Raw genomic sequence first — 12,143 nt, 5'->3', positions numbered from 1 at the left:
AGCGAAAATCATGCATATTTATACATATATAAATTTTAAAAATAAAAAACTGAATGTTCTAATAAAAATACTGTGTTATGATTAATTTCGGAAAAGTTGATGTGGCCTTCATGTTCCGTCTTAGTGGGGCGTGAGTGTAAAATAAGTAATGCATATTCATTGTATAAATCTATCTTTAGAAATGGAGGTGATTGGATGGACTATGGATTAACAACAGCTACTTGGTTGCTTTTGTACATCCCGATGCCATTATTAATTTTGTTTTCATTAGTTTCGTTACTGAATAGGAGGAGAGGATAACGTTGGAATTAGCTACGATTGTCACATTTATCGTTTATTTAGTTGGTATGCTCGTCATCGGACTTGTAGCATACAAAATGACAAATAATTTATCAGATTATGTATTAGGTGGACGTCGTCTTGGCGGTAGTGTTGCCGCATTAAGTGCAGGGGCGTCAGATATGAGTAGTTGGCTTTTACTAGGTCTACCGGGCGCTATGTATGTTGGAGGAATGAGTGAAATATGGCTCGCGGTTGGTTTAGCAATTGGTGCTTATTTAAATTGGCAGTTCATGGCGGCACGTCTTCGTATGTACACAAAAATTGCGAATGATTCCATTACTCTACCGGACTTCTTAGAACATCGTTTCCATGACACGTCTAAGTCGCTTCGTATTATTTCTGCACTTGTAATTTTAGTATTCTTTGCATTCTACACCTCTTCAGGACTTGTAGGTGGAGCATTGCTTTTTGAATCATCATTTGGAATGACGTACACTCAAGCACTTTGGATTGGTGCTATTGTCATTATTTCTTATACTTTCTTAGGAGGATTCCTAGCTGTAAGTTGGACAGACTTCTTTCAAGGGATTCTAATGTTCTTAGCCCTAGTCATTGTCCCTATTGTAGCCATTTTTGAAATGGGTGGCTGGGGTGAAACAGTCAACGCTGTTGGAGAGATTGATCCATCGTATCTTGATGCATTCACAGGTGTTGGAATCATCTCGATTCTTTCATTGCTTGCTTGGGGTCTTGGTTACTTTGGTCAGCCTCATATCATCACTCGTTTTATGGCTGTAAAATCAGTCGACGAAATTCCTAAAGCTCGTTTTGTTGGGATGACTTGGATGATCCTTGCGTTATTTGGAGCCATCTTCACTGGTTTTATCGGGATTGCTTACTTCTCTGTAAATGGTCCAGCTGGTGCTGCGATTGGTGAAGGCGCACATGAAACTGTGTTTATCTTATTTACTCAAGTGCTCTTTAACCCTTGGGTATCTGGATTCTTGCTTGCTGCCATTTTATCAGCCATTATGTCTACAATTGACTCACAGCTACTTGTATCATCAAGTGCTCTAGCTGAGGATGTGTATAAAGGATTTATCCGTAAAGACGCTTCACAAACTGAGTTGGTATGGGTAGGACGTATCGGGGTAGTTGTGATCGCTTTAGTTGCGATTGCACTAGCATATAACCCTGAGAGCTCAGTACTTGAGCTAGTTGGTTATGCATGGGCAGGATTTGGTGCAGCATTTGGTCCAGTTTTATTACTATCCTTGTTCTGGAAACGTATGACACGTAACGGTGCGCTTGCTGGTATGATTGTCGGTGGTGTCACTGTTATTGTGTGGGCTGAGCTTGATCGCTGGTTTGGTTTAAGTGCTGATCAGTTCCCAATCTTAGGTTTATATGAAATCATTCCAGGTTTCATTTTAGCGTGGATTGCAGCAATGGTATTTAGTATCCTCGATAAAGAACCATCTGCAGACATTAAAGCTCAATTTGAACAAGTTGATCAAGAATTAAAATAAAGAAATGATAGAAGGCTGATCTGAAAGTGGGATCAGCCTTCTTTTTTTATTATGTGAATATAATTTGGTGGGTTCCTTTAAAGTGATAAAGAAGTATTGATACTATTGGGCTTTGTTGCCTATAAGAGCGTAATTTGGTATCATAATGAATATTGTCTACATGCACGTAAAACTACTGGAGGTGATTGAGATGTCACGAATCTCAACGGATGAAGTTAAGCATGTTGCTAACTTAGCAAGACTTGCTATTACAGATGAAGAAGCCGAAATGTTCCAAGGGCAGCTAGATGCAATCATCACATTTGCTGAGCAGTTAAATGAGCTAGATACAACAGGAGTGGAGCCAACCTCTCATGTCCTTGATATGAAAAATGTTCTGCGCGAAGATAAACCAGCGGAAGGTTTACCAATCAAAGAAGTACTTAAAAACGCACCAGATCATGAAGATGGCCATATTCGAGTGCCGTCTATCTTGGATTAACAGGGAGGACAAGCTTCATGTCGTTATTTGACCACAAAATGAAAGATTTACATACGATGCTTCACAATAAAGAAGTGAAAGTTTCAGAGCTTGTTAATGAGTCCTACCAACGTATTGCCAAAGTGGATGACAAGGTAGGGGCCTTTTTATCATTAGACGAGGAAAAAGCACGTTCTTATGCTGCTGAGTTAGATGAAGCTCTAGGAACAGATGCATCTCGCGGTTTATTATTTGGTATGCCAATTGGGGTAAAAGATAATATCGTTACAAAGGACTTACGCACAACTTGCTCAAGCCGTATATTAGAAAACTTTAATCCAATCTATGACGCTACCGTTGTTCATAAGTTGAGAGATGCACAATCTGTGACAATCGGTAAACTGAACATGGACGAGTTTGCAATGGGTTCTTCAACTGAAAACTCTGCATATAAAGAAACGAAAAACCCATGGAATCTTGACTATGTACCTGGTGGATCGAGTGGTGGTTCTGCTGCAGCTGTAGCAGCAGGTGAAGTGCCATTTACGCTTGGTTCAGATACGGGTGGGTCGATCCGTCAACCAGCAGCTTATTGCGGAGTAGTTGGTTTAAAGCCTACATATGGTCGAGTATCACGTTTTGGATTAGTTGCTTTTGCCTCTTCTCTTGATCAAATTGGTCCTGTTACTCGTAATGTTGAAGACAATGCATACTTACTGCAAGCTATCTCTGGTGTTGACCCGATGGATGGCACGTCTGCACCGGTTGATGTACCTGACTTTTTATCAGCCCTTACAGGTGATATTAAAGGGCTTAAAATTGCTGTGCCTAAGGAGTATTTAGGAGAAGGTGTTGATGAGAACGTTAAGCAGTCTGTTCTTGATTCTTTAAAAGTACTTGAATCCCAAGGTGCAACGTGGGAGGAAGTGTCTCTGCCTCACTCTAAATATGCCCTAGCGACGTACTACTTACTATCATCATCAGAAGCATCTGCTAACCTTTCTCGCTTTGACGGGGTGCGCTACGGTTTCCGTTCGGATAATGCAGATAACTTAATCGATATGTACAAGCAAACTCGAGCGGAAGGCTTCGGTAACGAGGTGAAACGTCGTATTATGCTTGGAACATTTGCTTTAAGCTCGGGTTATTATGATGCTTACTACAAAAAAGCACAACAAGTTCGTACATTAATCAAACAAGACTTCGAGAAAATATTTGAAAACTATGATGTTATTATTGGGCCTACAACACCAACCCCTGCCTTTAAAATTGGTGAGAAAACAGATGATCCATTAACGATGTATGCAAATGATATTCTCACGATCCCAGTTAACTTGGCTGGCGTACCAGGAATCTCTGTCCCTTGTGGATTCCAAGACGGCTTACCATTAGGTTTGCAAATTATTGGGAAGCATTTTGATGAGAGTACGATTTATCGTGTGGCGCATGTGTTTGAACAAGCAACGGACTATCATACAAAAAAACCAACATTGTAAGGGGTGAAATAGACAGATGAATTTTGAAACGATTATTGGCCTTGAAGTACATGTCGAGTTAAAAACAGAATCAAAAATATTCTCATCAAGTCCGAACCACTTCGGTTCAGAACCAAATGCCAATACAAGTGTTATTGACCTAGGTTATCCTGGTGTCTTGCCTGTATTAAATAAACGCGCAGTAGAGTATGCGATGAAAGCTGCGATGGCTCTTAACTGTGAAGTTGCAACTGATACAAAATTTGATCGTAAAAACTACTTCTACCCGGATAATCCGAAAGCCTATCAAATTTCCCAATTTGATAAGCCAATTGGTGAACACGGCTATATCGATATCGAAGTAGGCGGAAAAACAAAACGAATCGGAATCACTCGTCTTCACTTAGAAGAAGACGCTGGTAAACTGACTCACTCAGGCAGCTATTCCCTTTGTGACTACAACCGCCAAGGTACACCGTTAATTGAGATCGTATCTGAGCCCGACATTCGCACACCGGAAGAAGCGTATGCGTATCTAGAGAAGCTTAAATCGATTATTCAATATACAAATGTATCGGATTGTAAGATGGAAGAAGGCTCGCTACGTTGTGATGCTAATATTTCTCTTCGCCCAGTAGGACAAGAGAAATTCGGTACTAAAGCTGAGCTTAAAAACTTAAACTCATTCAACTTCGTACGTAAAGGTCTAGAATATGAAGTGAAACGCCAAGAGCAAGTTCTACTTGCAGGCGGAGTCATCGAACAAGAAACTCGTCGCTTTGACGAAGCGACCGGCAAGACGCTTCTAATGCGTGTAAAAGAAGGGTCGGATGATTATCGTTACTTCCCAGAGCCGGACTTGATCCCACTCTATATTGATGATGAGTGGAAAGATAGAATCCGTGCTGAAATCCCAGAGCTTCCTGATACGAGAAAGAAACGCTACGTGGAAGAGTTAGGACTTCCAGCATATGATGCAACAGTCCTTACAATTACAAAAGAAATGGCTGATTTCTTTGAAGCTACGGTTGAACAAGGTGGGGATGCGAAGCTGGCATCGAACTGGCTGATGGGTTCTGTAAATGAATACCTGAATGCTGAGCAAAAAGAGCTTAATGATGTAGCACTAACGCCAGATGGCCTTGCCAAAATGATTCAACTCATTGAAAAAGGGACGATCTCATCTAAAATTGCTAAGAAGGTCTTTAAGGATCTGATTGAAAAAGGCGGAGACCCTGAGCAAATCGTTAAAGATAAAGGGCTTGTCCAAATTTCCGATGAAAGCGAACTTCTTAAAATGGTTTCAGATGTACTTGATAACAACGAGCAATCAATTGATGATTTCAAAAACGGTAAAGAACGTGCGATTGGCTTCCTTGTTGGTCAAATTATGAAAGCTTCTAGAGGGAAAGCCAACCCTCAAATGGTAAACAAGATTTTATTAGAAGAAATTAAAAAACGTTAATATGTACTCTCCTACGTAGGGGATCAAAGACGAGTGGAGAACCTTGTAGGTTAACCACTCGTTTTTTCATGATGAGAGGAAGTGAATCGAGTGATTTACGGTTATCTTTTAGTTGGACTTTTGATTATTGTGGGATGGGTGTATTTTTTGAAGAAGAGATGATGGCGTGAGAATTAAGTGAAAGAGCTAAGCATGTACGAGTTATTTTCACATACACTTTAGATAAGCAATATTCATTGTCCTTTTCTCTCTAAGTAGGTTACAATACACTCATCAATAACTGACAATAAGTGGTTTTTACTCAATTTAATTAAAGTAGGGGATCGCAATGAAAAAAGCACGTCTTATCTACAATCCAACGTCTGGACGTGAACAGATTCGTAAAAATCTTGCCTATGTTCTAGAACGGCTTGAAAAAGCAGGATATGAAACATCTGCACATGCTACAACAGGTGAAGGGTGTGCCAAAAAAGCTGCCAAGCTCGCTGCAGAGCGTGGAGCTGACCTTGTGATAGCCGCTGGTGGTGACGGAACGATATTTGAAGTCGTAAACGGTCTTGCAGAACTTGACAAGCGTCCAATGCTTGGATTGATTCCAGCGGGGACAACGAATGATTTTGCTCGTGCGTTACACATTCCCAAAGAAATTGAAAAAGCATGTGATATCTTATGTGACGGACATACTGAACCGATCGATATTGGACGAGTGAACGATAAATATTTTATTAACATCGCTGCAGGAGGTACGTTAACGGAGCTTACGTATGAAGTGCCAAGTAAGATGAAGACAATGGTTGGACAGCTTGCTTATTACATTAAAGGGCTAGAGAAATTACCTCAAGTCGCGCCTACTCATGTAAAGATCGAATACGACGGCAAGCTATTTGAAGGTGAAATCATGATGTTTTTAGTCTCAAATACAAATTCCGTCGGTGGTTTCGAGCGCCTTGCACCAAAAGCATCCCTACAAGATGGAATGTTTGATTTTATCGTCGTTAAAAAGATTTCATTTCCAGAGTTCTTACATCTAACAACCCTCGCCATGCGAGGGGAGCATCTCACTCATCCAAAAGTGATGTATGTCCAAGCGAACCGGATTAAAGTGCATGTCGAAAGCGATATGCAACTTAACTTAGACGGTGAACACGGTGGTGCATTACCTGCTGAGTTCGTTAACCTTTATCAACATTTTCAAATGCTTACACCGAAAGATCGAAAGAAGCGTGCGTAAATTTGAAGGCTGCAGCTATTTCTGCAGCTTTTTTATGTTTGGGAAGGATGTTGAGCAGTGTTATTTCGCTCAGAATGAAGAATTAATCGTAACAACCTTCCATTAATTCGAATACAAATCAAATGATTTCGTACAAATACATCAAGAATATGGAAATTAACCTCCACAGTGAAGTTCCGTTTCGTAATCCCTTCAAACCATGCTACAATCACTACAGAAACAAAAGTGAAAAGGACGGCTATAACATGAGTAAACAACCAGCACCAATTGAAAAAAATGAAATCATAGAAGTACAAATAGAAGATTTAACCCACGACGGAGCAGGCGTAGCGAAAGTAGATGGCTACGCTTTGTTTATCCCAAAAGCTCTACCTGGTGAGAAGATTAAAGCGAAGGTCGTCAAAGTGAAAAAAGGCTACGGCTTCGCACGTGTAATGGAAACAATCGAAGAAAGCCCACACCGCGCTGAGCCGCCCTGCCCAATCTACCATCAGTGCGGAGGGTGTCAGCTGCAGCATATGAGCTATGAGGCGCAACTAGCGTACAAACAAAAGCAAGTGAAAGACGTACTAGAGAGAATCGGTCAGATTAAGGATATTCTTGTACATGCAACCCTGGGTATGAACGATCCGTGGCGCTACCGCAATAAAGCGCAAGTGCCGGTAGGAGAAGAGGAAGGCGGACTGATCGCAGGCTTCTATCAAGAGCGCAGCCATCGCATTATTGACATGGATGAATGCTTAATTCAGCATCAGGAAAATGATGATGTGGTAAGCAAAGTGAAAGAGATTGCGAAGAAATACGGCATTCGTGGGTATGATGAGGACAAGCATAAAGGAACGCTTCGACACGTCGTTGCACGCTACGGGAAACAATCAGGAGATATCATGGTCGTCCTCGTCACAAGAGGCAAGGAGCTACCAAATAAGAAAAATATCATAGAAGATATTCAACAAGCGATCCCTAAAGTGAAGTCTATTGTGCAAAATGTTAATCCAAAGCGCACAAACGTTATCTTTGGTGATCAAACGATTGTCTTATGGGGCGACGAATACATTTATGATTCAATAGGGGATATCCGCTTTGCGATCTCTGCCCGCTCATTCTACCAAGTTAACCCGGATCAAACGAAGGTGCTGTATGATAAAGCATTAGAATATGCTGATTTAAAAGGAGACGAAACCGTGATCGACGCCTATTGCGGCATTGGAACAATATCTCTATTCCTCGCTCAAAAAGCCAAGCATGTCTACGGTGTGGAAATTGTGCCAGAAGCGATCTCAGATGCTAAGAAAAATGCTGAAATCAACGGCTTCACTAATGTCGACTTTGCAGTAGGGGAAGCAGAAAACGTCATGCCGTGGTGGTACGCACAAGGCATTCGGCCAGATGTCATCGTCGTCGATCCACCGCGTAAAGGCTGTGATGAAAAGCTTCTTGAAACGATCTTAAACATGAAGCCAAAACGCGTCGTCTATGTCTCCTGTAACCCAGCAACTCTAGCACGCGACCTGCGAGTGCTAGAAGATGGTGGGTATAAGACGAAAGAAGTGCAGCCGGTGGATATGTTCCCGCATAGTACGCACGTGGAGACGGTAGCGATGATGGAGTTAAAATAGCTTGGTATCAACAGGTCTAATGGATTCAGTTGAATATTGAAGTGTGCTTTATGTTCCCTCGGAATAAAGATTAGGGTTGATTCTAAAATGAAGAGCTCAAAGAATCTTAAGAAGAAGCACTTATTGAAAAATATTTTATTTGGCTCACCCCATTAAGATTTATGATAAACGATATAGAAAATGTCGCATTGATTGAATTTAAAAATTAATTAAATACCACTATGCAGAGTCCGAAATTGGGCTCTTTTTTTAGGTGGTAATTAAGTTTGAAGCCTTTTTACTTTATAATTCCTTCTAACATATAAAGCCAGGAATATCTCCGCAATCTTTTATCATACCTATGAGTATTGATAAATAAGGAGCGGTGTAAATGCCCATAATGTTTGGAACCCATATTCTCCATACGGTTCAACCTGGCGATACAGTTTATAGTCTCTCGGGCCAATACGAAAGTGATGTGGATTTAATATCTCAGGCTAATGCATTGTATCCGCCTTTCGTCGATCCATACGTGATTTATCCTAATCAATTACTAGTCATCCCCAAAGTGATTTCTAATGAAACCATCACCCTCTATGTCATTCAACGAGGAGATACGGTTGGAACGATATCGCAGCGGTTTTCTACATTTGCGGAGCTTTTAATTGGTATCAACCAGACCATTCATAACCCAAACTTCATTTTTCCTTATCAACAAATTGAACTTCCTGCAGTTATTTATGAAGTAGAGTCAGGAGACTCTCTTAGGTCGATATCAGAAAGAACTGGGGTTGCTTTGTCAATAATTATACAAGTGAATAACCGTCATCCAACTTTGTCGCCAGATGTTCTTTTTCCAGGAATGAGGCTTATCATTCCACTCCCAATGTCAAAAAATATAGTTGTAACACAGCCTTTTCCTGGGTCCATGATTCGTGATAATCAAGTGATAGCTGGATATGCGAGGGCATTTGAAGCCAATGTACTTTATCAGGTTGTTGATGATAATGAGGTCGTTGTCACAAATGAAACCTTTACAACCGCAGAGTACGGAGCTCCCTCCTATAGCCGTTTTCGAGATAGTATACGATTTGACCGGCAGCCAACAACAAATAGAGGTGAACTACTAGTGTATACGAGAAGTGCCATGGATGGCTCGATCCAAGACCTTGTTCAGACGAGGGTGTTCTTTGGTTGAGGGAAGAAGAGACAGTAAAAAAAGGTATTATATTCTTTTAGAAATATAAAACTACGATACCAGTTGCCTTCATTTATGGTGAGTTTGTGAAATGAAGATAGGCTGTCGAAAAATTATCGGCAGCCTGAGTTATTCTGAAAAAAATATAAGCACATAGTTTGTATATCTTTGACTTAATAAATATTATCAAGGTTGACTTGTTAAAGCATAAAGATTACGAACTTAACATAAACATAATTTTCAATTTGATAAAACGTGCCTAACCATGGTATAAATTTAAAAGAAACTGGGACATTCTACTTTTCCATTTTGGAATAATACGGTTAGTCTAAATTCCATTATAGGAAAATTTGATTATAAATATGGATGTGAAGATAAATGGATTTAAACATAAATAAGGATTTAAATATAAAAGAGAACTTCTGGGCTGATCTACCGCGTCCATTTTTTATCCTGGCGCCAATGGAAGAAGTGACGGATGTTGTTTTCCGTCATGTAGTGAGTGAAGCGGCTAGACCTGATGTGTTTTTCACAGAGTTTACAAACAGCGAGAGCTATTGTCACCCGGATGGGATGAAAAGTGTGCGTGGGCGTTTGACTTTTACAGAGGACGAGCAGCCGGTTGTCGCACATATATGGGGGGACAAGCCTGAATACTTTCGTCAAATGAGTATTGGGATGGCAGAACTCGGCTTTAAAGGCCTGGATATTAATATGGGCTGTCCTGTACCGAATGTGGTTCAGAACGGGAAAGGTAGCGGCCTGATTCGCCGTCCTGAAGTGGCTGCCGAATTAATTCAAGCAGCAAAAGCAGGAGGTCTGCCTGTAAGTGTTAAGACACGGATCGGTTTCGCGGAAGTAGAAGAATGGAGGGATTGGCTGACTCACATATTTAAGCAAGATATTGTGAACCTTTCAATACATCTGCGTACAAGAAATGAAATGAGCAAAGTGGACGCTCATTGGGAGTTGATCCCGGAAATTAAAAAACTGCGTGACCAAGTGGCACCACATACACTTTTGACAATCAATGGAGATATTCCTGACCGTCAAACTGGCTTGAAGCTTGTTGAGCAATATGAGGTTGATGGTGTGATGATTGGCCGTGGGATTTTCCATAATCCATTTGCCTTTGAAAAGGAGCCGAAAGACCACAGCAGTAAGGAATTGCTTGATCTCTTAAGAATGCATTTAGACCTTTATGATAAATACTCACATTTAGAGCTGCGTCCGTTCAAGGCTCTTCATCGCTTTTTCAAGATTTATGTCAAAGGATTTAGAGGAGCAAGTCAATTAAGAAACGAACTAATGAACACAGAATCAACAGATGAAGTACGAGAATTGCTTGATCAATTTGAAGTAAAGAATCAAGATGAAATGCAGGAACAGTAGAAATGTCCCGTTCAAATAAAAGGAAAACAGAAGCAGAGCCTTTTCAACTTAAAGGCTCTTTTTCTTATGTTTCGTCTTATTAGAACAAGCACTCCTGCGCATATCTACACATCTCCCCCTCATACATTCATCCGAAGCAATTTTTAGCATCCACTGAGAGGGGATGAAACAATTGGATAACAGCATGTGGGTTGGTGGGTATGGTGAGAGAAGAGGAAATTTTGTCTCTATATTGGAGGGTAATGGGTTTAGTGATATTGAAGTTGTGTAGTATGGCATATGGATGTAATCTGGGATCGTGCCATCCTCTTTAAGAAAAGGCATACTAATTCATTAGGGGAGAGGGAACAACAATTAAATATGATTTCTGTCAAAATAGGTAGTAAAGAGTTGACTCTGTATTTTTAAAGCATGCTTATCGAAGTGATATAAGCATGCTTTTTAGTATATGTATTATTGTAGAAAAAGAGAGCTATTAACTCATTAATTGGAATATAGTGTTAAAGTTGAGTTGAGTGAATCTAAAAACGGCTGGCTATTATAAATAATTATTAGAAAAAGGAGTTGAGAGAATGAGCAGAAAATTTGCTCCAGTAGATGTTTTGAGATCAGAGGAAATCGAACTTCTAAGAAGAACAAAATTGAATCTCAGACGTGCTAAGACCAAAAAGGAATTGGAGTATTATCAATCTATTTTTCAGGCGATAGTTAAAAACTCAGCAGACAACTTAAATAAGAACATAACTTCGAAGAATGAACCAGTAAGACCAGAAAAATAATATGCTGGGCTCATCGTGAAGTAACATCTTTTCAACTCTAATTTTTAGGAAGATAGATTACAATATTAGTTATTATTGTTGAGGACATGTTTTTTTTAAAAAGAATACGTGAATAGAGTTATTGTATGACTTTAAATAAAGGAGTTTATTATGCAAAAAGATAAACGCGCTCAAATCTTAGAAGCTTCTGTTCATTTATTTGCCGGGCGAGGATTCCACGCTACTACAATTCCGATGATTGCTGATCAGGCTAAGGTAGGGGCAGGAACGATCTATCGCTATTTTGAGAACAAAGAAACGCTGGTTAATGAGTTATTTCAGGAATACATTGAAAAGCTAAAGCAGACCATATTACAAAATTATCCGACTGAAGAAGCTGATGTTCAAACAAAGTTTAACCATCTTTTTTTAGCAATGGTTTCCTATGCAGATGAACATTTACAAGCTCTTTATTTTATTGATTCTCATAGCAATGATCATTGTTTAAATGCCAAAAGTCTAGCAAGTTACCATTCCCTTCTAGAACTTTTTGACTCTTTTATAAAAGAAGGGCAAGAACATAACTTAATCAAGCCGCTTCCTTCATATGTTTTAATTGTTATGGTATTTGGGGCGTTTTTAGGATATTACAAATTTATTCAACGTGGTCATATTTCTGCTACAGACGCTTTAATGGAAGAATTTAAAAAATGTTGTTGGGATGCTATTTCTTTACATTAAACGGAATGAATATT

General features: G+C 39.9%; 10 protein-coding genes. All 10 read left to right on the top strand.

The window, feature by feature from the left end:
* Nucleotides 1-302: 302 nt before the first annotated feature.
* Entirely contained in the window at nt 303-1,811 is a 1,509-nt protein-coding gene (gene putP / locus AB3N04_RS09365) for a sodium/proline symporter PutP (protein ID WP_368505782.1), read from the top strand.
* A 190-nt stretch (nt 1,812-2,001) separates the two neighbouring features.
* Nucleotides 2,002-2,292, top strand: coding sequence for an Asp-tRNA(Asn)/Glu-tRNA(Gln) amidotransferase subunit GatC (gene gatC, locus AB3N04_RS09360; RefSeq protein WP_047972970.1), 291 nt, complete (start codon nt 2,002-2,004; stop codon nt 2,290-2,292).
* Nucleotides 2,293-2,309: 17 nt separating this feature from the next.
* Nucleotides 2,310-3,767 (top strand): Asp-tRNA(Asn)/Glu-tRNA(Gln) amidotransferase subunit GatA, encoded by a 1,458-nt coding sequence (gatA, locus tag AB3N04_RS09355; RefSeq protein WP_368505781.1) that lies wholly within the window; start codon nt 2,310-2,312, stop codon nt 3,765-3,767.
* Between the two features lie 16 nt (nt 3,768-3,783).
* A complete protein-coding gene (gene gatB, locus AB3N04_RS09350) occupies nt 3,784-5,211 on the top strand; it encodes an Asp-tRNA(Asn)/Glu-tRNA(Gln) amidotransferase subunit GatB (protein ID WP_368505780.1) in 1,428 nt (475 codons plus the stop codon).
* 328 nt (nt 5,212-5,539) lie between these two features.
* On the top strand, nt 5,540-6,442 hold the full coding sequence (locus AB3N04_RS09345) for a diacylglycerol kinase (RefSeq protein ID WP_368505779.1): 903 nt from the start codon (nt 5,540-5,542) through the stop codon (nt 6,440-6,442).
* 245 nt (nt 6,443-6,687) lie between these two features.
* Nucleotides 6,688-8,061: a 23S rRNA (uracil(1939)-C(5))-methyltransferase RlmD gene (gene rlmD / locus AB3N04_RS09340; protein WP_368505778.1), complete on the top strand. Its 1,374-nt coding sequence runs from the start codon at nt 6,688-6,690 to the stop codon at nt 8,059-8,061.
* A gap of 370 nt (nt 8,062-8,431) precedes the next feature.
* Nucleotides 8,432-9,238, top strand: a complete 807-nt coding sequence (locus tag AB3N04_RS09335; RefSeq protein WP_368505777.1) for a LysM peptidoglycan-binding domain-containing protein — start codon at nt 8,432-8,434, stop codon at nt 9,236-9,238.
* Between the two features lie 408 nt (nt 9,239-9,646).
* Nucleotides 9,647-10,630 carry a tRNA dihydrouridine synthase gene (locus tag AB3N04_RS09330; RefSeq protein WP_368506019.1) on the top strand — a complete coding sequence of 328 codons (984 nt, stop codon included), beginning with the start codon at nt 9,647-9,649 and terminating at the stop codon, nt 10,628-10,630.
* 572 nt (nt 10,631-11,202) lie between these two features.
* Nucleotides 11,203-11,409 (top strand): hypothetical protein, encoded by a 207-nt coding sequence (locus AB3N04_RS09325; RefSeq protein WP_368505776.1) that lies wholly within the window; start codon nt 11,203-11,205, stop codon nt 11,407-11,409.
* 150 nt (nt 11,410-11,559) lie between these two features.
* Entirely contained in the window at nt 11,560-12,129 is a 570-nt protein-coding gene (locus AB3N04_RS09320; protein WP_368505775.1) for a TetR/AcrR family transcriptional regulator, read from the top strand.
* Nucleotides 12,130-12,143 lie beyond the last annotated feature (14 nt).

The sequence above is a fragment of the Alkalihalophilus sp. As8PL genome (assembly GCF_040939795.1).
Lineage (GTDB): Bacteria > Bacillota > Bacilli > Bacillales > Bacillaceae_D > Alkalihalophilus > Alkalihalophilus lindianensis.
This window is presented reverse-complemented; position numbering and strand designations above follow the sequence as displayed.

Coding starts and splice junctions, on each gene's coding strand:
- AB3N04_RS09335 (WP_368505777.1), top strand. CDS start 8,432: ATGCCCATAATGTTTGGAACCCATATTCTCCATACGGTTCAACCTGGC.
- AB3N04_RS09325 (WP_368505776.1), top strand. CDS start 11,203: ATGAGCAGAAAATTTGCTCCAGTAGATGTTTTGAGATCAGAGGAAATC.
- AB3N04_RS09320 (WP_368505775.1), top strand. CDS start 11,560: ATGCAAAAAGATAAACGCGCTCAAATCTTAGAAGCTTCTGTTCATTTA.
- rlmD (WP_368505778.1), top strand. CDS start 6,688: ATGAGTAAACAACCAGCACCAATTGAAAAAAATGAAATCATAGAAGTA.
- gatB (WP_368505780.1), top strand. CDS start 3,784: ATGAATTTTGAAACGATTATTGGCCTTGAAGTACATGTCGAGTTAAAA.
- AB3N04_RS09345 (WP_368505779.1), top strand. CDS start 5,540: ATGAAAAAAGCACGTCTTATCTACAATCCAACGTCTGGACGTGAACAG.
- gatA (WP_368505781.1), top strand. CDS start 2,310: ATGTCGTTATTTGACCACAAAATGAAAGATTTACATACGATGCTTCAC.
- gatC (WP_047972970.1), top strand. CDS start 2,002: ATGTCACGAATCTCAACGGATGAAGTTAAGCATGTTGCTAACTTAGCA.